Source organism: Clostridium sp. UBA3061 (assembly GCF_002367465.1).
Classification (GTDB): Bacteria; Bacillota; Clostridia; order Clostridiales; family Clostridiaceae; genus Clostridium_J; species Clostridium_J sulfidigenes.
In genome coordinates this window covers 106,659-133,143 of sequence record NZ_DFCF01000010.1, presented here as the reverse complement: position 1 = coordinate 133,143, position 26,485 = coordinate 106,659, and the positions used below count along the sequence as shown (strand labels likewise).

The following is a 26,485-nucleotide window of genomic DNA, read 5'->3' as shown; positions in this document are numbered from 1 at the left end:
TCCCAAGGTGGGACGGATGCTTTTTGTCGTATAAAAGTAATTCAATAATTTTTGTTAAGGAGGGGATAAGTATGATAAGTATAAAACTTAAAGATGGTTCAATAAAAGAAATTTGTGATGATTCTAATGTTTATGATCTTGCAAGTTCAATCAGCAAAAATTTAGCTAAATCAGCAATAGTAGGTGAAGTAAATGGAACCTTGGTTGATTTAAGTTGCAAATTAAAAGATAATGACCAGGTAAATATTTTAACCTATGATGATGAAAATGCTGTTGAGGTAATTAGACATTCAACTGCACATATTATGGCTCAAGCAGTAAAAAGAATTTATAGTAATTCGAAACTTGCTATAGGACCTTCCATAAAAAATGGTTATTATTATGATTTTGATATTGAAAGTCCCCTATCTGCTGAAGATATAGATAAGATTGAAATAGAAATGAATAACATAATTAAAGAAAATTTAAAATTTCAGAGAATAGATGTTTCTAGAGAAGACGCAATTAAGCTAATGGAGGAAAAAGGGGAAACTTATAAAGTTGAACTTATAAGAGACTTACCAGAAGGAGAGAAAATTTCCCTATATAAGCAGGGAGAGTTTATTGATCTTTGTAGAGGACCTCATATACCATCTACAAAGTATGTAAAAGCTTTTAAACTAACAAGTGTAGCTGGGGCATATTGGAGAGGCAATGAAAAAAATAAGATGCTACAGAGAATATATGGTGTTGCCTTTGCAAATAATACATTACTTGAAACTCATTTGCATAATGTAGAGGAGGCTAAAAAAAGGGATCACAGAAAATTAGGCAAAGAACTAAAATTATTTAACTTTGTTGATGAAGGCGTAGGATTTCCATTTTTCTTACCTAAAGGAGTAGTTCTTAAAAACACTTTAATTGATTTTTGGAGGACTTTGCATGCACAAGCAGGTTATGTTGAGATCGAGACTCCAATAATGCTTAATAAAAGATTATGGGAAGTTTCTGGGCACTGGGATCATTATAAAGAGAATATGTATACTTCAATTATTGATGATGAGGAATTTGCATTAAAGCCAATGAATTGTCCAGGAGGAATGTTAGTATATAAATCTGAAGCTCATTCCTATAGAGATTTTCCAATGAGAGTAGGTGAACTTGGTAGAGCTCATAGACATGAACTTTCAGGAGCATTACATGGACTTATGAGAGTAAGAGCTTTTACACAGGATGATGCTCATATATTTATGTTACCAAATCAAATAAAATCAGAAATTAAAGGAGTAATTGAGCTCATTGATAAAGTTTATTCAAAATTTGGATTTAAGTATAATCTCGAGCTTTCTACAAGACCAGATAATTCCATGGGAAGTGATGAAGACTGTGAATTAGCAGAAGACTCCTTAAAAGGGGCTTTAGATGAATTAAGTTTAGACTATAAAATAAATGAAGGTGATGGAGCATTTTATGGTCCTAAGATAGATTTTCATCTTGAGGATAGTATAGGAAGAACATGGCAATGTGGAACAATTCAATTAGATTTTCAATTACCTCAAAGGTTTGAATTAGACTATATTGGAAGTGATAATGAGAAACATAGACCAATAGTTATTCATAGAGTAATATATGGAAGTATAGAAAGATTTGTAGGTATATTAATTGAACACTTTGCAGGAAAGTTTCCAACATGGCTTGCTCCAGTTCAAGTAAAGGTACTGCCTATATCAAATAAATTCAATGAGTATTCAGAGAGTATTAAAAAGAAGCTAAGTGAAAATGGCATAAGAGTTGAAATGGACTATAGAGATGAAAAGATAGGCTATAAAATAAGAGAAGCTAGAAATGAAAGAATACCTTATATTATTGTTGTAGGAGAAAAGGAAGAAAAAGAAAATACAATTTCACTACGTAGTAGAAAAAATGGAGATGAAGGAACTTTTAAATTAGAATCTTTAATAGAAAGAATCAGTAATGAAATAAGGAATAAAGAATTATAAACAGAGTTCTTAGCTTCTATGAAGCTTTAGAAATCGTTATCCAGGGACATAACAGCTCTTTAGTCCCACTTTGAAGAAGATGGGAGTATTAGAGCTGATAGTCATCGGATAAAATAAGGTAAATATATAAAATAACATCCTGAAAATGGATGTTATTTTGTGTTTTTAACAAAAAGGGTATATTACTGTAAGAACTACAAATAAAGATGATATTCTTATTATATTTATTAGAGCAAGAGGAATTGATGAAATTGAATTAAAGATAAAAAAAGCTACCACAACGGCTCGTACATGCAATTTCAATAAACTACTTATTCCAAACTTTGATGATGTGATTGACAACTGATAATAAGACTATACCTGCTGTTATTTATAGAACATAAAATATTGAGGTATGTTTTAAACTTAGGAGATAAGAAAATAAACATATAAATAATATTGTTCGTGTGGATATTATGCTATAAAATGTAAGTATGTATATCATAAATTTCAAATAAGATAATTAAAGCTTATTTATATTAATTACACGTAGATATGCCTCAACTGCTATTATACCTAACTAAATATAAAGTACTTTTTAATAAGTAAGAAAGAAAGAAGAGGAAGTTAGTTTATGGAATTAAAAAAAATATCTAATAGAATTTATTACTTACCTGCAGAAGAAGAAACTGATAGACCAGTTATTGGATATATCAAAGGAGATAAATATTCATTGGCTATCGATGCAGGTAATTCATCTAAACATGTAGAAAAATTTTATTGTGAATTAAATAATGCAGGTTTGAACTTACCAGATTATACAGTGATTACCCATTGGCATTGGGATCATACATTTGGCATGCATTCAGTAGTAGGAAAGACAATTGCTGGACAATTGACAAATAAAAAATTGAAAGAAGTTGCAACATGGCAATGGTCTGATGATGATATGAAAAGTAGACTTGAAACAGGTAAAGATATTGAAATGTGTGACAAATGTATTAAATTAGAGTATTCAAACAGACAAGATATAAAAGTAACTTCTGCAAATATAGAATTTAGCGGAAGTTTAAAAATTGATTTGGGTGGAATTTATTGCGAAATAACTGAAATTGAAGCACCTCATTCAGAAGATTCGGTATTGATTTATGTACCCGAAGAAAAAGTGGTGTTTATTGGTGATGCAGATTGTGAAGATCACTATGATAATAATGGCCAATATGATAAGGATAAGTTAGGGTGTTTTATTAAGCTAATTAAAGAAATTGATTTTAATACTTATGTTCTGGGACATGATAAACCTGGAACAAAGGAAGAAGCAATTTCATATTTAATGGAAGAATTAAAAAAGTTAAGTTGAGACATAAAGAGAGGAATCGTACCATAAGTAGGTGCGATTTTTTTGTTAGTTTAAGTGGTGAGTTGAAATTGAATATATATTAGTATTAAAAGAGAATTTTAGATGATTAAGATAATATATGAATAGGAACTTTGCAAAGGAGTATTAACACATGAGAGAGATAGTAATATGAATGATTGAATTATCAGTGAAGATATAAATTATATAGAAAAGTAGGTTTTACATATATGCGAGCCAACCATAACCATGGTGAAATATCGTCAATAGTCCACGGAGATAAAATGTTCAAAGTTTTGGTAGTAATCATGCTACAAAATTTTTAAATAATCAAAGAGAAAATAACAGATAGTATATAGTAAGATATATCATATTAAAGCATATATGGGAATATATTTCATTAATATGGATTACATGATACAATTTTATTGTAAGTAATATTTTTTATGTTTTAATGTAAAAAAGAAAAATTAAATGGGGGTGTAAAATAGTATGGATATGTATAAAGTTATCGAGATTAAGCAAAATGTTTTCGAAAACAATGATAAACAAGCAGAACTACTTAGAGAAGATTTAAAAAAAGATAAGACTTTTTTGTTAAATTTAATGTCATCACCAGGGTCAGGGAAAACAACAACTGTTTTAAGAACAATTGAAGCTTTAAAAGATGAAATGAGTATTGGGGTCTTAGAAGCTGATATTGACTCAGATGTGGATGCTAATACTGTTTCAAAGACTGGTGCAAAGGTAATACAATTGCATACCGGTGGCATGTGCCATCTGGATGCAGATATGACTAAACAAGGACTAAATGGATTGGGAACAGAAGATATTGATTTTGTAATATTAGAAAATGTAGGAAACTTAGTATGCCCAGCAGAATTTGATACTGGTGCATCAAAAAATGCAATGATACTAAGTATACCAGAGGGAGATGACAAGCCCTTAAAATATCCTTTAATGTTTTCCATTGTTGATGTTTTATTAATTAACAAGATAGATGCAATAGATTATTTTGACTTTGATTTAGAAGCAGTGAAAGAGCGTGTGAAAAAATTGAATCCCAATATTAAGGTCATCCCAATCTCTGCTAGAACTGGTGAGGGAATTGATGACTGGGCTAACTGGATACGTAATGAAGTAAAAGATTGGAATAAAAAATAGGGTATATTGAAAAATTATTGGGGGAATGGGTATGGTAAAAGTAAAAGTATTAGAACTTGCCAATCATATAAGTAAGATAAAACCTGGTTCGAAAAATGAAATAAAGCCTAAAGATCCAGAATATAAAATTTTGGAACCAGTTGTTACAGAAGAAATGGCAGAAGTAGGACTTTGCGTTGAATTCCGTAAACCAAAGAGCGCAGAAGAAGTTGCTGCTTTATGTGGAAAATCTTTAGAGGAAACAAAGAGAATTCTATGGGAACTAGCCCTTGCTGGTGTTTGCTTCGTTGGTAAAGAAGATGGCATTGATAAGTATTGGTTTGAGATTTGGGTTCCAGGACACATGGAAATGATAGTTAACCACCCGCATAAGGAAAGTGTTGAGAATTATAAGCAAATTGCCGAGGCTTTTGAGGCCTATGGAAGAAAAAAAGCACCTATAACAGCAGGCATTTTTCCAGTTGGAACAGGTCCTATGCGTGTTATTCCTATAGAAACATCAATTCAAGGTGAAACAAAAAGAGCATCCTATGAGGAAGTTTCTAAATATCTCAATGAAAATACTGTTTTCTCCGTTTCGGATTGTTCTTGTCGTACATCAAGAGAAGCTATGGGAGAAGGTTGCGGCCACTTGAAGGAAGATATGTGTATTCAGCTTGGTCATGCTGCTGAATACTATATCCGAACAGGAAGAGGTAGAGCAATTACCCGCGAAGAAGCTTTTGAAATCATTAAAAGAGCCGAAGAAAATGGTTTAATGCACCAAATGCCAAATGCAGATGGTCCAGGAAAAACTCATGCCATTTGTAACTGTTGCGGCTGTTCATGTTACGCTACGAGAATTGCAGGAATGTTCTTAAATAATGATATGGTGCGTTCAAATTATGTATCAAGAGTTGATAAAGACAAATGTGTTGGTTGTGGAGAGTGTGTTCAAGTTTGTCCAGTTAATGCATTGAAATTAGGTCAAAAATTATGTGCTAAAACACCAATTATTGAGAAGAAGAGAGTTGACTTTGCCCACAATACAGAGTGGGGTCCAGATAAATGGAATGTAGATCATCGTATCAACAAGAAAAATGTTGTTGATACAGGTACAAGTCCTTGTAAAACACAATGTCCAGCACATATTTCTGTTCAAGGCTATGTTAAGCTAGCATCTCAAGGAAGATATAAAGAAGCGCTTGAACTTATTAAGAATGAAAATCCATTTCCAGCAGTATGCGGACGTATTTGTCCAAGAAAATGCGAATCTGCTTGTACTAGAGGCGATATTGATGAACCAGTCGCTATAGATGAAATCAAAAAATTCATTGCTGAACAAGATTTAAAAATGGATACTCGTTATGTACCAAAATTAAGACATGAATACGGTAATAAAATTGCAGTTATAGGTGCTGGTCCTTCAGGTCTCTCTTGTGCTTTTTATTTAGCTCTTGATGGTTATAAGGTAACGGTATTTGAAAAGCAAAAGGTACTTGGTGGTATGCTTACCCTTGGTATTCCTTCTTATAGATTAGAAAAAGAAGTTATAAATGCAGAAATAGATATTTTAAGAGAACTAGGAGTAGAATTTAAAACTGGTATTGAAGTAGGTAAAGACATAAGTCTTAAATACTTAAGAGGTCAAGGATATGAAGCATTCTATATTGCAATCGGTGCCCAGTTAGGCAGAAACCTTGGTATCCATGGTGAAGATTCAGAAGGGGTTATTACAGGGGTTGATTTCTTGCGTAATGTAAACTTGGGTAATGAGGTAAACCTTGAAGGAGACGTGGTTGTAATTGGTGGCGGTAACGTTGCTATTGATGTTGCAAGAACAGCTACAAGAGTTGGAGCTTCAAAGGTTAACATGTTCTGTCTTGAAAGTCGAGAGGAAATGCCAGCCCTTGAAGAAGAAATTGAAGAAGCATTATCAGAAAGCATTGAAGTTAACAATTCTTGGGGTCCAAAGCGAATCCTTGAAGAAAATGGGAAAGTTATAGGCATAGAATTTAAAAAGTGTCTTTCAGTTTTTGATGATAATGGGAAATTTAGTCCTATATTTGATGAAGAGATCACTAAGATTGTGAAGGCAAATCATGTTCTAATTTCAGTAGGTCAAGGAATGGATTGGGGTAGATTGCTAGAAGACAGCAAAATAGAATTGAATCCAAACAAAACAGTGAAAGCAGATTCCTTCACTCTACAGACAGGGGAGCCAGATGTATTTGCTGGTGGGGATGTATTAACAGGTCCTAAGTTTGCTATTGATGCCATTGCTTTGGGTAAAGAAGGTGCAATTTCAATTCATCGCTATGTTCAACCTGGACAGAGCTTACTTCTTGGAAGAGATAGAAGACAGTACTCTGCACTTGATAAAGAAAACTTAACATTACAAGGATATGACCGCATACCAAGGCAGAAAGTAGACCATGTAGATGGAACGAGATCAAAAGAAACCTTTAAGGATTTACGCCCTACATTTACTGAAGAGCAAGTGATGAAGGAAACAGAACGTTGCCTTGGCTGTGGTGCTACAATTACAGATGAATATCAATGTATAGGCTGTGGTGCATGTACTACTAGATGTAAGTTTGATGCTATTACACTTTTTAGAAAATATGATGCACAAAGTGTACCACTTGAAAAGCTTAAACCTATAATTGTTAAAAATATAATTAAGCGTAAAGGTGTAATCACAGCTAGAAAGATTAAAAAGTTATTCACAAAAGATTCTTAAAAATAAAACGAAATAATTGACATATTACAGGAGAAAAGGTGAGGGAACATATAGTTGCCTCCACCTTTTTACCTAGATTAGAAGGGTGATTTTAATGCATGAATTAGGTGTAGTAATTGAAGTGGTTAAAACTGTTGAAAATTTCGCAGAAAAGAATGGATTAAAGAAAATAGATACAATAGTTTTACAAATTGGAGAACTTTCTTCAATGATTCCTAAATATATTGAATCTTGTTATCCAGTAGCAGTAGATGGTACAAGATTACAGGACACAAAATTAAAGATTGAAATATTACCAGGTAATGCAATCTGTAGAAAATGTAGAAAAGTTTTTAATATCATTGAGAATAGTAGTAAGTGTCCAAGCTGTACAAGTGAAGAATGGGAGCTATTATGTGGAAAAGAGTTTATGATAAAGGAAATAGTTGCTTGTTAAGGTAAGACTTAAAAGATAAGAGATAGAAATACGTATAAGATATTTTACTAGGGGCATAATATGGACAAGCGATTAACATTTAATGAGGATACTAGCATTTATTATAAATGGCAATGTTTTAAATGTTTATGACACCATAGATTTATATTTAGTAAGAAAATAGGAGGTATAGTGTGAAGATATTTATTGATGAAATAAGTGATGTAGTAAAAAATACTTTTGAAGAGCTAGGATATGATAAAGAATCAGGAAAGGTAACTGTATCTAATAGACCAGATTTATGTCAGTATCAATGCAATGGTGCTTTAGCTAATGCTAAGAAATACAAAAAGGCACCCAGTGTCATAGCGCAAGAAGTTGTTGAAAAATTGAAAGAAAATAAGTTTTTCTCTAAATTAGAAATTGCAGGACCTGGGTTTATTAATATAACGGTTAATGATAAATTAATAATTGACTATGTAAATAAGATGAATAATGATGAAAAGTTTGGAACTTCATCTGCTACAAAAGTTAAAAAAATATTTGTAGATTATGGTGGAGCAAATGTTGCAAAGCCCTTACATATAGGTCATTTAAGATCAGCAATAATTGGAGAAAGTATAAAAAGAATTGCTAAGTTTATAGGTCATGATGTAATTGGAGATGTTCACTTAGGTGATTGGGGTCTTCAAATGGGTATGGTTATCTCTGAAGTTGAAAGACGTAATCCCAAATTACCTTATTTTAATGAAGGTTTTACTGGAGAGTATCCAAAAGAAGCTCCATTCACAATAGATGAATTAGAAGAAATATATCCTTATGCTAGTAGCCTTGCTAAAAATGATGAAAAAGTTATGAATGCAGCAAAACAAGCTACCGTTGAGCTTCAACAAGGTAGAAAAGGATATCTAGCATTATGGAAACACATATTAAATGTTTCTGTTAATGATTTAAAGAAAAATTATGGTGCATTAAATGTTGACTTTGAATTATGGAATGGTGAAAGCGATGCACAAAAGTTTATTCCGGATATGATAAAATATTTAAAGGATAATGGATATTGCTATGAAAGTGAAGGGGCCTTAGTTATTGATGTAAGTAAGGAAGAGGATAAGAGTGTACTTCCACCATTACTATTATTGAAATCAGATGGAGCATCACTATATGGAACAACTGATTTGGCTACAGTTGTAGAGAGAGTTAGAAACTATGAGGCTGATGAAATAATATACTTAGCTGATAAAAGACAAGGACTTCACTATGAGCAATTCTTTAGATCAGCTAAAAAATCTGGAATTGCAGGTGAGAATGTAGAATTAGATTTTATAGGCTTTGGAACAATGAATGGAAAAGATGGAAAACCATTTAAAACTCGTGAAGGTGGAGTAATGAGGCTTGCAGATTTAATAAATTTAATTAAAGAAGCGGGTAAAGAAAAGCTTAAAGGTAATAAAAATATATCAGCAGGAGATGTTGAAGAAATCTCATCAAAGGTAGGTTTAGCAGCTTTAAAATATGGTGATTTATCAAATCAAGCTTCAAAGGATTATATATTTGATATAGATAGATTTGCTTCCTTTGAGGGAAATACAGGACCATATATTTTATATACAATAGTAAGAATTAAATCTATTTTAAATAAAGCTAACACATCTGAGTTAACGGAAAATGTATTAGAACCACAAAGTGATACAGAAAGAAACCTAATGTTACAATTAATTAAATTTAATGAAGTAATTGAGCTGAGCTTTAGAGAACGTGCACCACATAAGATATGTGAATACGTTTATGAATTATCAAATAACTTTAATAAATTCTATAATGATACAAGAATATTATATGAAGAAGATGAAAATAAAAAAAATTCTTGGTTAGTTCTTATTACTTTAGTTAAAGATTTATTAGAACAATGCTTAGATTTATTAGGCATGGAAAGTGTTGAAAAAATGTAATATACTGCAGTCCTTTTTTTAGTCATGGATGGGATTTAAAGCAATTCGCCGCCATCAAGGTGTAACATCATTTTATATTTTTTCATACATTAGATATATACAAATACTTAGGAAGTGTGTTATTACGAGCTTTATAAGCAAAGTCTTGTACAAAATCGCCATTGAAGGTGGGGGATTAGTTAAAAAGAAGTTTGATAAAGAAACTAGTAATTGCAAAAAAGTCAATGCAGAAGTGTTATTGAAAATATTAAGAGAAAATTGCAAAAGTGAAATCGGAATTAAGTTTAATTTTCGAGATATCAACTCCATAGATGATTTTAAAAAACATGTTCCATTAACCCAATATGATTATTACGAAAATTATATAAGACGAATGTCAAATGGTGAAAAGAATATTTTAATAAGTGAAGGTGTAGAATACTTTGGTCATACATCAGGAACCACAGGAAAGCAAAAGTTAATTCCATCTACTAAAACAAGTAGAAAACTTGCTTCAAAATATATGGCATTACTTACCAATAAGTTTTCTTATGATAACTTTAGAGAAAATTGGAATTATGGAAGAGGCTTAATGATAGCTGATATAGTAATGACAACTTATACCCAAGGAGGAGTACCAATATGTTCTGCCACTTCTGGAGGGATGAATGGTATAAGATTTATATTACCATACTTATATACTTCACCAATAGAAGTCATGAAAATAAAAGATAAGGAATCCTCCCTTTATCTTCATCTGCTATTTGCATTAAAAGAAACTAATCTTTTATATATTAGTGGAGTTTTTATATCTAATATATTGGATTTATTTAGGATATTAGAAAGTAAACATCAGGATTTAGTTAGAGATATAAGGAGAGGATGTATAAGAAATACTTTGAATATTGATGAAAACACTAGAAAAAAGTTAAATTCACTTCTTTCTCCTGATGCTAGTAGAGCTGATAAATTAGAGTATGAATTTGGAAAAGGATTAAAGGGTATAAGTAGGAGAGTATGGCCTAATTTATCATATATTGCCACAGTAACTGGAGCAAACTTTTCTATATATGATGATAAAGTAAATTATTATACTGATTCATTGCCAATTTATTCACCAGCCTATGCAGCTACTGAGGCTATGATTGGAATTAATCCTTATGCAAATAAGATAAGATATGTAATTATCCCTGACACTGCATTTTATGAATTTATTCCACAAAAGGAAGGAAAAGAAGATAGTCAGAACACCCTTTGTTTAGAAGAGCTAGAAATAGGGACAAAGTATGAAATAGTTATTACTAATTATGCAGGCCTTTATAGATACAGAATGGGTGATGTTATTCAGGTAGTGGGATTTTATAATAATTGTCCTGAAGTGGAGTTTTTATATAGGAAAAATCAAGTGTTGAATATGGTATCTGAAAAAACTAATGAAGAACATTTAACTAATTCTATAAAAAGTACAATAAAAAAATTAAATTTAAACTTAGTAGACTATACTACAATGCCTGATAACTCAATTACACCTGGAAGATACACGTTTTACTTTGAATTTAAAAATAGTATATCTAATTATAAGATTAAATTATTAGCGGAAACCTTGGATAAGGAGATTAGAAGTTCTAACTTAGCCTATGATAGAGCTAGAAATAACAAGAATTTATCTATGGTAAAGGTAATACTTTTACAACCAAATACCTTCAATACAATTAAGGAATCTTTATATAAGAAGGGAATATCAAAAAATCAAATTAAAATTCCAAGGGTTATTTCTAATAATAGGAGTATATTAAATATTATTAATAGAAATAAGGTATGATATACTTCTTTAATATTATTTGTATTTGTAATATTCTTAAAATATAATATTATTAATAAAGTTTTTATAGGAGGATATTATGATGATAACAAGAGAGGAAGCGTTGGAACTACTTACCGAATACAATAAAGAAGGATTTCATATTCAGCATGCATTAACAGTAGAAGGTGTTATGAATTACTTTGCAAAGAAACTTGGATATGAAGATGAAGCAGAGTTTTGGTCTAGAGTTGGATTGCTTCATGATTTAGATTTTGAAATGTATCAAGAACAACATTGTAGCAAAACTCAAGAAATAATGAGACAACGTGGTCTTGATGAAAGATTAATAAGAGCAGTAGCTAGCCATGGATATGGACTTTGTGCAGAAGAACAACCGAAACCAGAACATGAGATGGAAAAAATATTATTTGCGGTAGATGAACTTACTGGTTTGATTGGTGCAGCTGCAAGAATGCGTCCATCTAGGAGTGTTATGGATATGGAACTTTCAAGTCTTAAGAAAAAGTTCAAAGATAAGAAATTTGCTGCTGGATGTTCAAGGGATGTAATTAGACAAGGAGCAGAAATCCTTGACTGGGAATTAGATAAATTATTTGAAGAAACAATTCTAGCTATGCGTTCTTGTGAGGATTTCATTAATAAGGAAATGGAATTATATAACAATTGGTAGATTATATTGGATAATTTTTATACTTATGTAACCATATGGGTAAGTAAATTTGACAAGTAAAAGTAAAAATGATATTATTATATTGTCAGTGTGTATGAAAACTCAAGACCATCTGAAGGTGGTTTTGAGTTTTTTTATAATAAGGTTTCTTACAAAGATATGAGTCGTTGGTTTATGCCATAGGTAATGATATTTTAAAAGAAAAAATATCATGAAAGAAGAATGGCTGAAAGTAAAAATTATTAAAACACTAGTTTGAAATTAGAGAGGAGACGGTCAAGAATGAATATAAAAAATGAGCAAGTTAATCATATTAAATTCGGATCAGGAGTTATAACAGAGGTAGAGGGCGATAAGATATTAGTGCAATTTCAAGATGACCTTGGAGTAAAAGCCTTCGCATATCCAGAAGCATTTAAAATGTTTCTAGAAGCAGCAAATGAGGAAGTTCAGAATAGTATATTAGAAAAATTGTATATAAAGCAAGAGCAGTCAAAAGCTGAACTAGAAGAGAAAAGAAATGAAGAAAAACAGGAAAAAGAAATACTTGAAAAAGCTGCAAAGGAAGAGAAAAAAATATTACTTGCAGAAAAGAGAGCAGCAGCAAAACTTGCAAAAGCAAAAGATGCAAAATAATCAGTAGTTTTTGATAAATATAGAGTCATTGCATAGCTTTATGATTCTAAAGATATAATAAAAACACATTAGCAGAGGCATAAGGCTATTTTATTAGCTATATGTCCCATTCTAATTTTAACATATCTTTAAGTATTTCTACCTTATCAGTTCCAATTTTCTCACATAGTGTTTGCTCTATGGCTGCCTTTTGAGATAAATTTATCTCATAACATTCTTCACCTAAGGGAGTCAACTGCAAACATTTATCCCTATTATTGTTTGTTGAATTTGTAATTTCAATTAAGCCCTTTGCTTCAAGATTTTTTACAAATTTATGAGTTGCCTGTCTAGAGATATCAACATGTTTTGTAACGTAAGATAGAGTTGGTTTTTTATTATATATTCTTGCCATGATATACCATTCAGAGTTTGAAATATGTATATCACTACTATCATTCCATGATTTTTCACATATTCTACGAAGTAGAACGTGACGCTCACTTATTAAATCAATTAAATGTAAGTTTTGTAATTCAGAATTCAATGGCTTCACTCCAATCGTTATCTTTGCTAAAATAATATACAAATAATATACATAATTCATTAAGAATTGTCAATTTAATTGACAATTTGTTTAATTTAATGTACAATGAAATTAGTCAACTTAGTTGACAAAGTACAACAAGGGAGAAATTGAAATGTTTAATATTGGAGAATTAATAATTTATTCGGCCCATGGAATTTGCCGTGTAGATGACATATTTGAACAAATAATAGGGGGTAAAAAAAGAAATTACTATAAATTGCACCCAGTGGACGATAGTTCATTAAGTATAAGTGTCCCAGTTGAGAGTGATAAGGTAGCCATGTTACAGCTTGTAAACAAAGAAGAGGCAGAAGAACTTTTAGAATCCTTTAGGGAGCCAGGTGTAGAGTGGATAGAAGCTAGTACTGAAAGAAATCAAGTATATTCTAAGGTTGTAAAGAATGGAGATCGTAAAGAAATCTCTAAGGTAATAAGTACTTTAATGAGAAAAAAGCTTAAAATTGAAGCAGAAGGAAGGAAATTTCATCAGCAAGATATCAAACTTTTATCTAATGTTCAAAGTATATTGTTTACAGAATTGGCATTCAAATTAAACACAACTTTTGAAGTAATAAATAGAAAAGTTGCTAGATTAATTAATGAAAATGACTACTAAATATGCTCATAATAGAAGTGTATGTTAAAGAGGGCTGTTTTACTCAGTAGAAGTTAAAAAAGTGAGACATAATTTAAGCTATAAGGGCTTTTGAAAGGGTAGTTGATAAAAATGAATATAAGTAATGATAGAAGTATGGCCATAGAAACAGTTATGAACCATATAGAAAAACAATTTGGAAAAGGTTCCGTAATGAAGCTTGGAGGAACCTCAACAATGGATATAGAAGCTATCCCAACAGGATGTCTTGCTTTAGATATAGCCCTTGGCGTTGGAGGAGTTCCAAAGGGTAGAATAGTGGAGATATATGGACCAGAATCTTCTGGTAAAACAACAGTAGCACTACATATAGTGGCAGAAGCTCAAAAAAGTGGTGGTGCAGCGGCGTATATCGATGCTGAACATGCTTTGGATCCATCCTATGCAAAAAAACTTGGTGTTAATACTGATGATCTGATTATTTCTCAACCTGATACTGGAGAACAAGGCCTGGAAATAGCTGAAGCGCTTGTAAGATCAAATGCTTTAGATGTCCTTGTGGTTGACTCTGTTGCTGCCCTTGTTCCAAGAGCTGAAATAGAAGGTGACATGGGGGATTCTCATATAGGATTGCAGGCAAGGTTAATGTCACAAGCCTTAAGAAAACTAACTGGATCAATTAATAAATCTAAATGTGTTGTTATATTTATAAACCAACTAAGAGAAAAAATAGGTATTATGTTTGGTAATCCTGAAACAACAACAGGTGGAAGAGCGCTGAAGTTTTATTCATCAGTTAGGCTTGATATAAGGAAAATAGATATTATAAAAGTAGGGGAAGATATTCTTGGAAGTAGAACAAGGATAAAAGTAACCAAAAATAAGGTTGCTCCGCCTTTTAAGCTAGCTGAATTCGATATAATGTACAACGAAGGAATTTCAAAGGAAGGTGCACTTATTGATATAGCAGTTAAGGAAGATATAGTTGAAAAAAGTGGAGCTTGGTTTTCTTATAAAGATGCTAGACTTGGTCAAGGAAGAGAAAATTCTAAGTTATATCTAAAAGAAAATCCTGAAATAGCTCTTGAAATAGAAAATATAATAAGAGAAAAATATAATCTTAAATTAGTAAAACAGACTAAGGAAAATGAATAAATGTTTTAAATATAAAAGAAAGAGAATCATCATATTATGGAGATTCTCTTTCTTTTATTTTCTTTACGATAAGTATATAATGGAATAATAAATAATAATTGGAAAAGCTAAATTTAGATAAACTATGTCTTAAATAATTGGAGAGATAACAATGATTGAGATACCGGAAGCTTTAACACTTGCAGGGCAGATTAACAATACAATTAGGGGAAAGAAGATTGTGAATGTTGTTGCTGCTCATAATCCACATAAGTTTGCGTGGTATCATGGAGATCCACAAAAATACCATGAAATACTTGTAGGAAAGACTATTAATATGGCAACTGCCTACGGAGGTATGGTTGAAATTAGTGCTGATAATACATCAATATTAATTGGTGATGGGGTAGGATTTAGATATAGGCGCAGTGGTGAAAAACGTCCGGTCAAACATCAACTTCTGTTAGAGTTTAATGATTCATCTGAAGTTAGTGCATCAATTCAGATGTATGGAGGAATATGGTGTTTTAATACCAAAGAAGGGTTTCCCAATAATTATTATCAGGTTACAAAGGAAAAACCATCTCCACTTTCTTATGAATTTAATGAAACTTATTTTGATAAACTGATATCCTCACAGGATTTACAGAAGCTAAGTATAAAAGCATTTCTTGCTACAGAGCAGCGAATACCTGGCCTTGGAAATGGAGTGCTACAAGATATATTATGGCAGGCTAAAATTCATCCAAAACGAAAAATTAATACATTAAAGGATGAAAATAAGGAAGTTTTATATACTTCCATTAAAACTGTTCTTTCTAAAATGACAGAACTCGGTGGAAGAGATACAGAAAAGGATCTATATGGCAATAAGGGTGGATATAAAACCATGATGAGCAAAAATAATGTAGGCTCTACTTGTGTTTCTTGTGGTGGAGTTATAAAAAAAGAAAATTATTTAGGTGGTAGCATTTATTACTGTGAGAATTGCCAGCTACTATAACTCAATAGGGTAAAATTAATTAAAAGAAGCTATAAGAAGAACTGTTCTTGTGGCTTCTTTATTAAATTGTATTAATAATGGAATTATAATAGTAAATTAGTACTTGTGCAAAATTGTTGACATGGAAACAAAAAGATGATAGTATTGTTTACAAGGAAACAATATGGAGGTGTTTAAAGTAGATAATATTAATATTATTATGAAAAGTTTTAAAGAAATATATGAAAAGGAAGAGATTTTAGGTAAGTTGGCTTTGGGTAGTGAATATGAAAATTATGGGGTTTCAGAAATACACTGTATAGATTTAATAGGGAAAATAGAAAATCCTAATGTTACTAAAATATCCCAAAGTATGAATATGACAAGAGGTGCTATTAGTAAGATAACTAAAAAGCTTCTTAATAGTAATCTTATTGATAAATATAAAAATCCTAATAATGATAAGGAGATATATTTCAAATTAACGGAGTCAGGTGAAGAGTTATATAAATATCATGAAATAAAGCATAAGCAATGGGAAGCAAGAAATAGGATATTTTTTAAAAATGTAGATAAGAAGGAAGAAAAAATTGTAACTAATTTCTTGATTAAATTTAATAGTTATTTAGACGAACTAATAAAAACAGAAGGAGAAATATAATATGAATTTACACTTAACAGATTTTAACATTCCGGTAGAAATATTAAAGTGGGGAGACTCACAGCCGACACACCAAAGGCAACATATAGGAACTCATATAGATTGCTACAATCTATCCAATATAGAATTACCATCACAAATAGATGTTAAGGTAATAGATGCTAGGAAAATAGATATTATAGACGTTAACATATTAGAAAACTTATCAATTAAAGCAGGTTCCTTTGTAATATTTAGAACGGGTTACTTAGAAACCTATGGATATGGAAGTGATGAGTATTTTAATTCTAAGCCTAGTCCATATTTAACTAATGAACTTATAGATAGATTATTAGACTGTAATGTAAAATTAATAGGCATTGATCTAAGTGGAATACAACATGGAAAAGATCACGTAGCAATAGATAAATATGTTGAAAATAAAGGAGCCTATGTTATAGAAAATATATGTAATTTACATAAGGTTACTACAGAATTCAAGGCGAATTTAAAATGGATTCAACTAGAAGGTGCTACAGCAATAAAAGTTGAGATTGAAACTATATAAATTTATATATTATAGAATAAAGATTAAAATTCAGAGAAAGATTAAACTTCATCTGGATTTTATTTTTGATATTTATGTAAAAAACTATTGACAAGAATATTTGCAAGTTGTATTATTGTATTAAGAGATTAGTACAACAACACAATAATACAAGAGAGGTGATTAGATGGCATGGGAATTTAAGGACCAAAGGCCTATATATATTCAATTAATTGAGCAGATTAAACTAAAGATAATTTCAGGAGAATACAAGCCAGGACAAAAGTTTCCAACGGTAAGAGAGCTTGCTGAAGAGGCATCAGTTAATCCTAATACTATACAAAAGGCTTTAGCAGAGTTAGAACGGTCAGGGTTTGTTTATAGTCAAAGGACTAGTGGAAGATTTATCACGGAGGATATAGATATGATAAAAGAGATTAAACTGGATATAGCTAAAGACCAAGCAGTAAATTTTCTTAAGAGTATGAAAAGTTTAGGACTTAGTAATGAGGATATCATGGAATTTCTAGGGAAAATGGCAAAGGAGATGAAGTAATGGGTGAACCAATTTTTCAGTGTAAGGAATTAGTTAAAAAATATGACAATAAGGAAGCACTTAAAGGTATTAATTTAACTTTAGAAAAAGGCAAAATAGTTGGACTTTTAGGTCCTAATGGTAGTGGTAAAACGACTTTAATAAAGCTAGCTAATGGGTTGTTAAAGCCAACGTCGGGAGAAGTAAAGATAGCGGGACTTTCTCAGGGCATAGAAACTCAAAAAATAGTTTCTTACCTCCCTGAAAGAACCTATCTTAATGATTGGATGAAGGTATCTGATATTATAAATTTTTTCAAAGACTTCTATGAAGATTTTGATGAAAAGAGAGCCTACGATATGCTAAGTAAGTTAAATATTGAATCAAATGTCAAGCTTAAGACTTTATCAAAAGGAACAAAAGAAAAGGTTCAACTTATTTTAGTTATGAGTAGGCAAGCAGAGTTATACTTTTTAGATGAGCCTATTGCAGGGGTAGACCCAGCAGCAAGGGACTATATTTTAAATACTATAATAAGCAATTATAACGAAAATGCAACTGTAGTAATTTCAACTCATCTAATAGCAGATATAGAGAAAGTTCTCGATGATGTTGTTTTTATATCAAATGGAGAAATAATGCTACAAAAAAGTGTAGATGAAATAAGAGAAAGTAGCGGAAAGACAGTAGATGAGCTATTTAGGGAGGTATTTAGATGCTAAGAAAATTAATGAAATATGAATTTAAGGCTACAGGCAGAATAATGCTACCTCTTTATGGAGCTTTGCTTGGATTTTCAATTATTAATAAGATATTTATTGGAACTAATATGGCTGAGGTAAATATGGATTTCTTAGGTGGAATTCCTGCCATTATAACAATGATAGGGTATTTCGTAACTATGGTGGCAGTTTTTGTGGGAACACTTTTTATAACTGTACAAAGATTTTATAAAAACCTATTTGGTGATGAAGGATATTTAATGAATACTATCCCAGTAAAAAGTTCTCAAAATATAGTAAATAAATTAGTAGTATCTATGGTATGGACTATAATAAGTGGTTTCATAGCTGCAACATCTATATTTGTAATGGCCTATGAACCAGGGGTATTAAAAGAAGCAATTAGAGAATTTAAAAATATTTACTCTGAAATTGGATTAAATGTTTTCGGTATAATAGAATTTATAATATTTGGAATTGTATCTTTAGCTCATCAAATTATGATGCTTTATGCATCACTTTCTATAGGTCAGTTGTTTAAATCAAAAAAATTATTAGGAGGATTTGCTGGATTTATGATATTAAGTATTGCTCAACAATCAATAATAGGAATAGGTATGACTATATTAGTTGCAAGTGATAATTTTATTTATCTATCTTCACACTATGCAATACTTTGTGGAATTATAGTTTGTTTAATTTTCTTCACAATTTTATTCTGTATAACTAACTACATTATGAAGAATAAACTTAATCTAGAATAATAAAAAAATTTAAAGCGTCAGTTTTAGTAATAAACTTAAACTGGCGCTTATTTTTATGTATATATAAATAATTCATTTACCGCCTCTATGCGTTCTTTTAGTATGGTTTCCTAATTATGGTCATTGGGTAGTTTATTATAATGGAAAATTTTATGATCCAGAATTCAGCCTTATGGATGAATGTGCTCCAAATGGAAGAATAGGAGCATATCTTTCAGTTTATTTAGATGAAAGGAATGAAAATGAATAAATTCTTAAAACTGATTAACTATGATATAGAACTATAATCTAATGAACGATAGTAGGAGTATGCGAAGTATCTAATAAATTATAACAATCAGTATTGACTCTAACTAAAGGTTAGGATTTAAAATAATATTGAAAGGGGGGGGGAATCTTGAAGATTGGTGAGTTTGCTAAAAGATCAGGGGTAACTGTAAAAACATTGCTTCATTATGATAAGATTGGGCTGTTACAGCCATCTTTAAAAACGCAAGCAGGTTATAGAATTTATTGTGATGAAGATTTTTTCAAGCTACAACAGATTATTACTCTTAAGTTTATTGGGTTGTCACTTGAAGAAATAAAACAACTTATAAATGAAAAAAATCAAAATATAGAGAATATAATAAGGGTTCAAACAAGAGCATTAGAGGAAAAGAAGAAACATATTGAGACAGTTATTACTGCTCTAAATAAAGCCGAAAAGCAAATACAAAATAATAGTTTTTTGGAAGTTCAACAACTTATTGATATTATCAAGATAACGAATATGGAAACAAGAGCAAAACAAAGATTCAATGACGCAAGTAAACAATATGTTACGGACAGCTATCATTGGAGGTCTAAAACAGCAGAACTAATAAATGAATTGATTAAACCTAACATAAATGATATTGTACTTGATTTAGGGTGTGGAACTGGAAAGCAAATTATTGAGCTATCACGAAAAATAAAATTAGCAATTGGTGTAGATATTAGTGATGGAATGCTTAAACAAGCTAAAGAAAATATAGAAAATGAAAGAGCACATAATATTGAACTATATATAGGAACATTTGAAGAGCCTGAATTAAGTGTAGATTTACGAAAAAAATGTATTACAAAAATTATTTCTAATTATGCATTACATCATCTAACTACAATATATAAGCAAAAAGCAATAGAAAAAATGATTAATATAGGTGGAGAAAATTTGCAAAGTATTATTATTGGTGATTTAATGTTTTTTGAAAATCCTAATGATTATAAGGAGGAATTTTCCTTAGTAGGATATGGACCAGAAGTAGATTTTCCATCCAGCGTGGAAGAGTTAAAAAATTGCTTTTTAAATTTTGATTTTACTGTTGAAGTACACAGATTGCATCCACTTGTAGGAGTTGTGGTTGCTAATAGAAATAAAGTGGATAATCTGTAATAATAAATAAGTTCTTATAATACGCAACAGCTATAAATCAAATAATTTCTTTAACTACTGTACATGCAGAAATAAATATTCGGTATTCTTATTAGAAGTAGTTTAAGACTATATTTAAAATCTAAATTTTAAGCAAATTAATAAAAATCCAACGGCTTAGCCGGTGGATTTTTTACGCTATTCAATATTATTTTTAAATATTTCGTTAAAATTCTAATGAAGACATCCATTTTAAAAATTAACTTTACATCTAAAAAAATTATGCTTTTATATAGTTCAAATATATACATAGGTATATATTAAACTATTTATATAGGGAGCTATTTAACTATAGAAATATTTAACTATTTAACTATTTGTTGTAGCCATGCGGGTTTCAGGGGTTTTCCTATTTTGAAAGTTAGATTAAGTATACCTAAATAAAAAGATGTGACAATGGAATAAAAATGTGATTCAATATAGGAATCATATTTTAAAATATAATTGTTTAAGCATTAGATTTTATGTTAAAGTCTTAGTAACATGATTAATTTAGAAATTATTTACTAAGGGGACATAAATAAAGAGGTGAGCGTAATATTATGAAAAGCCAATGGGAAGAAAAGTGGTTAGAAGATATAGAGTTTTTGAGAGAAAATCTCATAGAAAAGCATAAAAATTTATTTTTTAATATAAGTAGGAAAGAGTTTGATAGTAGGATAGATAAATTAAAGTCAATGATAGGTGGCCTTGATTATGAAGAGATGAAGGTAGAGATTTCAAGGGTGGTTGCCTCAATTGGAGATGCCCATACATCAGTTGCATTTCCTGCTAATAAGTATTTGCCTATTAAGTTTTATTGGTTTGAGGATGGGATTTATATTATAAGAACTAGTGAGGCTTATAAGGATTTATTATTTAAGAAAGTTATAGCAATTGAAGATGTTAGCATGGATAAAATTCTTCATGAACTTTCAGAAATCATATCTTTTGAAAATGAATATTTTTTTAAGGCTCACAGTATGAAGTATATGCAGGTTGCAGAAGTTTTATATGGATTATTGATATCAGATTCTGTGGATAATATAAAAATAACAACAGAACACAATACAGTTAAAGTTAAAACAGTTAATATTAATGAATTAAAGTATTCGGATAGTCAATTGCCCTTATATGCAAGAAGATCTAATGAGAATTTGTGGTATGAATATTTAGAAGATAAAGAGGAACTTTACATAAAGTATAATTATTGTAGGGAAGATGGAAATATAAAAATTAGTACAAAAATAGTGGAGATTATAGACTTTATAGAGAAAAATTCTACTTATAAAATTACTATAGATTTAAGAAATAATCTGGGTGGAGATTCCAGATTATTAGAACCTTTATTATGCTATATAAAGAATAATCCTAGAATTAACAATAAGGAAAATCTGAAAGTAATAATAGGAAGAGAGACTTTTTCATCAGGATTACTTAATGCTTATGAATTCAAATTTGAGACAAACTGTGTTATTTGGGGTGAACCTTCAGGAGGAAAACCTAATTGTTATGGTGAGATATTAAGATTTGTTTTACCAAATAGTAAATTTAGTGTTAGCTACTCAACTCGATATTATAAATTGATAGATGATGATAGTACTATGTCTCTGTATCCAGATAAGACTTTACATGAAAAAATTGAGGATTATATAAATTATTAATAAATATTTTTAATGATTAATTTTTAGTCAGAAGTTGTAGCTACCAATTTTATTTACCACTTTTGTAGAAATATAACGGTATTCAATTCTTTGCAGCACTACTTATAGAACTAGTTGATAACTTTAATCTTTGGCTGAAACAAATTTAATATATTATCAATGGGGGACGGTAGCAGTTTTGCAATTATCATCTTAGCTACTATATGCAAAGACAACAGATGAAATCAAAGAAGGTCATGGAGCAGTCGTTTATCGTACCCATTTAGTTCGAATAATATCGTGTTGGTGTTCATTTATATTTTGTACAAAATATGGTATAATTTTATAAAAATATTATGTATTATTAGTTTATTGTTGCTACTGTAAGCATAAAAGATTTTAGTAATCAATAAAAGGCTAATTAAGATAGGATATTTAAATCTAAATTATAAAATCAATTCACAAAAGAGGTGTAATGTATGATTGAGAATAAATATAAATTTCAAAAGCTAACCCCAGTCAAAGATGTTGATTTGAGAGTATATGAAAATTCAATAGATTATATTTTTTCAAATCCCGATATCCGTAATATTGCTATTTCAGGAGCATATGGTGCGGGTAAAAGTAGTGTTTTGGAATCTTATAAAGATAAACATCCAAAATTGAAGTTTTTACATATATCACTTGCCCACTTTAAAACACATGATAAAGAAGAAAATGAAGAAGTAAAAGAATCTGTTTTAGAGGGGAAAATATTAAATCAATTAATACATCAGATATCAGCAAGCAAAATACCACAAACGAATTTTAGGGTTAAGAAAAAAATAAAAACTAGTTATATTATAAAAAACACTTTAGTTATAATGATGCTGGTTCTTTCAATTATGCATATATGGCAATTTAAAGTTTGGAGCGATTTTGTATCTTCTTTACCACGTAACTGGATTCAATCAATTTTAAATCTTTCAACAAGTAGATATTCACTTCTGGTAAGTGGATTAGTATGCATTATTTTATTAAATGAATTCATATTTGAACTTGTTAAAATACAAAAGAACAAGAATGTATTTAGAAAGTTTAATGTACAAGGAAATGAGATCGAAATCTTTGAAGATAGCGACGAATCTTACTTCGATAAATACCTCAATGAGGTGCTATACCTTTTCGAAAATGCAAGTGCAGATGTTATTGTTTTTGAAGATATTGATCGATTTAATGCCAATAGAATTTTTGAAAGACTTAGAGAAATAAATATCTTAACCAATATTCAGCTGAAAAAAGAAAATAAAAAGCCTATTAAAATTTTTGAGATATTTAGAAAAGTAAGGCTCTTAGCAAAAATTCTACCCTACAAGGAGAATAATAAAACTCTGCGATTTTTCTATCTACTACGTGATGATATTTTTGTATCAAAAGACCGCACAAAATTTTTTGATTTTATTATGCCCGTTGTTCCTGTTGTGGATAGTTCAAACTCATATGACCAATTTATAGGCCACTTTAAGGAAGGTGGTATTTTTGATAAATTTGAAGAAAGTTTTTTACAGGGACTTTCTTTATATGTAGATGATATGCGGATTTTGAAAAATATATATAATGAATTTATTATTTACTATAATCGATTAAATACAACCGAACTTGATTGTAACAAAATGCTTGCTTTAATTGTATATAAAAATCTATTTCCGAAAGATTTTAGTGAATTACAACTTAATAAAGGATTAGTTTTTACGCTTTTTGATAAAAAAGAAGAATTGACAGAGTCAGAAATCAACAAATATAAGCAAGTATTGGAAGAGAAAAACCTTGAGATTAAATCTGCTAAAGAAGAGCATCTAGTTTCTATTGAAGAATTGGAGGATGTCTATAAAGAAAAGTGGTCACGTTTTTATAATTCAAATCGCTATAATTATCAGCTGCAAGAAGAAAAGCGAAAAGAACACGATTGTGAAAAAGCAACCCGTATACAAGCTATACAAAATAGAGCAAATAATCTAATCCCTGCTTTAGAAAATGAAGCTACACAACTTAGAGATAAGATAGTATTAACAAAAAATAAACAACTAAAAGATTTAATAACTCGTAAAAACATTGATAGTGTTTTTAAAGTGACGGTAACTAATGAAATTGGGGCCAAAACAGATTTTAATGAGGTTAAGGGTAGTGAGTACTTTTCGTTGTTAAAATATCTTATACGTAATGGGTATATTGATGAAACCTATAATGACTATATGACCTATTTCTATGAGAATAGTTTGAGTCGTATAGATAAAACTTTTTTACGTAGTATAACCGATGAAAAATCAAAAGAATACACATATAGATTGAAGAATCCCAAATTAGTTGTAGACCGACTTAGAATTGTTGATTTTGATCAAGAAGAAGTACTTAATTTTGATTTGCTTGAGTACCTACTAAAAACACCAAGATGTATTGATAATCTTGATAGGATTTTACTTCAACTCAAAGAAATAAAAAATCTGAAATTCATAGGTGCATATTTCGATACAGAAAAAGAGTTGCCTGCTTATGTAAGGCATCTTAATTTGCGATGGCCTGAATTGTTTTCACATATGGTGACGATAGAGGCTTTAACAGAAGAGCAGATACGTCATTATTCAATTTGTACAATATATTATTCCGATGATAATAGTTTACAGTCTGTAAATACAGACAATAAGCTAAGTGGTTATATCGCCAATTGCCCTGATTATCTTACGATAGAAAATCCTGATATACTAAAATTAATTCATGGGTTTGAATTATTAGGTGTATCATTTATTCAAATAGAGTATGATTGTGCCAACAAAGAGCTGTTCGAAGCAGTATATGAAAACTCTTTGTATGAACTTAATTTTGATAATTTAGCACTTATGCTTAGGGTTGTCTATAGAATTGAAAGTGAAAGTGATATTCAGCATAGAAACTACACATTGATACTTATGAAGCCAGATTCTTCATTGTCTCTATATGTTAAAAAAAATATTTCCGCATATATAGAAATTATATTATCAAATAGTGGCAGTAGCATTAGTGATGATGAAAATGCTGTATTATCAGTTTTAAATGATGAGGAGATATCTACCGAGCAAAAAATAAACTATATTAAATTATTGCAAACTCCGATTACATTACTTTCTAAGGTAGAAGATACGACGTTGTGGGATAGTTTATTAGAACGACGTTTGGTTAAATACTCAGAAGAGAATATTATCGTTTATTTCAATTTGAAAAAATATAACTCTACATTGATTCAGTTCATAAATAGTGGTGAAAGAAAATTAGATTTTACAACAGGAAAAATTACTTTGGAAGATGAAAGATCCGAACTATTATTTGATGAAACTATCATATGTGACGAATTGACAAATCAGAAATACAAAGAAATTGTATGCACGCTTGATTTTTATTACGAAAATTTCAATGTTCCTAATATTTCTGATGAAAAGCTGCGTATTCTTGTTGATAAAAATATTCTCCATATGACTCCGCAAAATTTACAATACATAAGAGGGAATTATCCCGATCAAGTTATGTATTTTATTGAAAACAACATACAAGAGTATACAAAAATTCATACCAATGACTTGTTTAGTTTCGAGGAGCTGACTCTAATACTTCTTTGGGATATTGTAGATGAAATCAAACTAAAATTACTTACTTTTACAAAAGTACCGATATCTATAAATAAAGATAAGTATTCGGTAGTTGTAAATGAGCATATTTTATGTAATAACCTTGATGTTAATGATCTTCCAAACTTATTTGCGACATACGAGAAATGGGACAGTTCAATTCAACAAGTCATATATAACTTAGCAATACAAAAATTAGATATTGTGACTTCAAACTCTAAAAATATATCAGATAAGCTAACAAAAGATTTGATTTCTTCCAATGATTTAGTAAATGAACACAAAATCAATCTATTCATATCATTTATACCTAATTTAAGTATAAGTAAGTGTAAAGAATATATGTATCTTCTTGGGTTAGATGATTATGCAAAGATTTTTGTGCCTCGAAGTAGAACTAAATATGAGATTACAAGCGTAAGTGAAAAATTACTAACTGCATTTAAAAATAAGGAATGGATTGAAAGCTTTGAAGAGGCTCAAGATAAACCTGGGTACTACAAGATTATAAAGAGAAAAGCAGTCACAAAAACACTGCCGTCAAAATTGCTTTAACACATGAAAAGATTATAAAAACACAAACCGCTCTATACGATTTAAAACATAA

General features: G+C 30.2%; 21 protein-coding genes and 1 other annotated feature (1 of these 22 running past the window's edge). Of the genes, 20 read left to right on the top strand and 1 reads right to left on the bottom strand.

Going from position 1 to position 26,485, the window contains the following annotated elements; all coding sequences use genetic code 11:
- Positions 1-8 (top strand) — a binding site (T-box leader); it begins 223 nt to the left of the window's first position.
- Positions 9-71: 63 nt separating this feature from the next.
- From thrS to B2P65_RS08170, 9 genes are all read left to right on the top strand, one after another.
- Positions 72-1,979: a threonine--tRNA ligase gene (gene thrS / locus B2P65_RS08210; protein ID WP_346879972.1), complete on the top strand. Its 1,908-nt coding sequence runs from the start codon at positions 72-74 to the stop codon at positions 1,977-1,979.
- 613 nt (positions 1,980-2,592) lie between these two features.
- Complete coding sequence (locus tag B2P65_RS08205) at positions 2,593-3,318, top strand: MBL fold metallo-hydrolase (RefSeq protein WP_346846658.1); 726 nt, start codon at positions 2,593-2,595, stop codon at positions 3,316-3,318.
- A 489-nt stretch (positions 3,319-3,807) separates the two neighbouring features.
- Positions 3,808-4,479: a hydrogenase nickel incorporation protein HypB gene (hypB, locus tag B2P65_RS08200; protein WP_346879971.1), complete on the top strand. Its 672-nt coding sequence runs from the start codon at positions 3,808-3,810 to the stop codon at positions 4,477-4,479.
- A 31-nt stretch (positions 4,480-4,510) separates the two neighbouring features.
- The gene (locus tag B2P65_RS08195) at positions 4,511-7,201 is read left to right on the top strand and encodes an FAD-dependent oxidoreductase (RefSeq protein WP_346846660.1); all 2,691 of its coding nucleotides are present in this window, start codon (positions 4,511-4,513) and stop codon (positions 7,199-7,201) included.
- 94 nt (positions 7,202-7,295) lie between these two features.
- Positions 7,296-7,637, top strand: coding sequence for a hydrogenase/urease maturation nickel metallochaperone HypA (locus B2P65_RS08190; RefSeq protein ID WP_150843686.1), 342 nt, complete (start codon positions 7,296-7,298; stop codon positions 7,635-7,637).
- Positions 7,638-7,810: 173 nt separating this feature from the next.
- A complete protein-coding gene (gene argS / locus B2P65_RS08185; RefSeq protein WP_346879970.1) occupies positions 7,811-9,568 on the top strand; it encodes an arginine--tRNA ligase in 1,758 nt (585 codons plus the stop codon).
- A gap of 28 nt (positions 9,569-9,596) precedes the next feature.
- The gene (locus B2P65_RS08180; protein ID WP_346846662.1) at positions 9,597-11,369 is read left to right on the top strand and encodes a GH3 auxin-responsive promoter family protein; all 1,773 of its coding nucleotides are present in this window, start codon (positions 9,597-9,599) and stop codon (positions 11,367-11,369) included.
- Between the two features lie 82 nt (positions 11,370-11,451).
- Positions 11,452-12,042: an HDIG domain-containing metalloprotein gene (locus B2P65_RS08175; protein WP_346846904.1), complete on the top strand. Its 591-nt coding sequence runs from the start codon at positions 11,452-11,454 to the stop codon at positions 12,040-12,042.
- Positions 12,043-12,324: 282 nt separating this feature from the next.
- Positions 12,325-12,678, top strand: a complete 354-nt coding sequence (locus B2P65_RS08170) for a hypothetical protein (RefSeq protein ID WP_346846663.1) — start codon at positions 12,325-12,327, stop codon at positions 12,676-12,678.
- Between the two features lie 97 nt (positions 12,679-12,775).
- Here the strand turns inward: B2P65_RS08170 and B2P65_RS08165 are convergent, their stop codons facing one another.
- Positions 12,776-13,204 carry a MarR family winged helix-turn-helix transcriptional regulator gene (locus B2P65_RS08165; RefSeq protein ID WP_346846664.1) on the bottom strand — a complete coding sequence of 143 codons (429 nt, stop codon included), beginning with the start codon at positions 13,202-13,204 and terminating at the stop codon, positions 12,776-12,778.
- A 154-nt stretch (positions 13,205-13,358) separates the two neighbouring features.
- On the opposite strand from B2P65_RS08165, the gene B2P65_RS08160 reads away from it, so the two are divergent.
- The 11 genes from B2P65_RS08160 to B2P65_RS08110 all read left to right on the top strand — a co-directional run bounded on the left by B2P65_RS08160 (position 13,359) and on the right by B2P65_RS08110 (position 26,433).
- Positions 13,359-13,862, top strand: a complete 504-nt coding sequence (locus B2P65_RS08160; protein WP_346876882.1) for a CarD family transcriptional regulator — start codon at positions 13,359-13,361, stop codon at positions 13,860-13,862.
- A gap of 111 nt (positions 13,863-13,973) precedes the next feature.
- A complete protein-coding gene (recA, locus tag B2P65_RS08155) occupies positions 13,974-14,996 on the top strand; it encodes a recombinase RecA (protein WP_346846666.1) in 1,023 nt (340 codons plus the stop codon).
- 151 nt (positions 14,997-15,147) lie between these two features.
- The gene (locus B2P65_RS08150) at positions 15,148-15,978 is read left to right on the top strand and encodes an endonuclease VIII (RefSeq protein WP_346879969.1); all 831 of its coding nucleotides are present in this window, start codon (positions 15,148-15,150) and stop codon (positions 15,976-15,978) included.
- 169 nt (positions 15,979-16,147) lie between these two features.
- Positions 16,148-16,618, top strand: coding sequence for a MarR family transcriptional regulator (locus tag B2P65_RS08145; RefSeq protein WP_346880105.1), 471 nt, complete (start codon positions 16,148-16,150; stop codon positions 16,616-16,618).
- A 1-nt stretch (position 16,619) separates the two neighbouring features.
- The gene (locus B2P65_RS08140; protein WP_346879968.1) at positions 16,620-17,165 is read left to right on the top strand and encodes a cyclase family protein; all 546 of its coding nucleotides are present in this window, start codon (positions 16,620-16,622) and stop codon (positions 17,163-17,165) included.
- Between the two features lie 166 nt (positions 17,166-17,331).
- A complete protein-coding gene (locus tag B2P65_RS08135) occupies positions 17,332-17,700 on the top strand; it encodes a GntR family transcriptional regulator (RefSeq protein WP_035135482.1) in 369 nt (122 codons plus the stop codon).
- Positions 17,700-18,401 (top strand): ABC transporter ATP-binding protein, encoded by a 702-nt coding sequence (locus tag B2P65_RS08130; RefSeq protein WP_346846669.1) that lies wholly within the window; start codon positions 17,700-17,702, stop codon positions 18,399-18,401. Before B2P65_RS08135 ends, B2P65_RS08130 begins: the two co-directional genes overlap by 1 nt.
- Complete coding sequence (locus tag B2P65_RS08125; protein WP_346879967.1) at positions 18,395-19,165, top strand: ABC transporter permease; 771 nt, start codon at positions 18,395-18,397, stop codon at positions 19,163-19,165. Before B2P65_RS08130 ends, B2P65_RS08125 begins: the two co-directional genes overlap by 7 nt.
- Before the next feature lie 397 nt (positions 19,166-19,562).
- Positions 19,563-20,582, top strand: a complete 1,020-nt coding sequence (locus tag B2P65_RS08120) for a MerR family transcriptional regulator (protein WP_346879966.1) — start codon at positions 19,563-19,565, stop codon at positions 20,580-20,582.
- A 581-nt stretch (positions 20,583-21,163) separates the two neighbouring features.
- Positions 21,164-22,264 carry a peptidase S41 gene (locus B2P65_RS08115; RefSeq protein ID WP_346879965.1) on the top strand — a complete coding sequence of 367 codons (1,101 nt, stop codon included), beginning with the start codon at positions 21,164-21,166 and terminating at the stop codon, positions 22,262-22,264.
- Between the two features lie 458 nt (positions 22,265-22,722).
- A complete protein-coding gene (locus tag B2P65_RS08110) occupies positions 22,723-26,433 on the top strand; it encodes a hypothetical protein (protein WP_346879964.1) in 3,711 nt (1,236 codons plus the stop codon).
- Positions 26,434-26,485 lie beyond the last annotated feature (52 nt).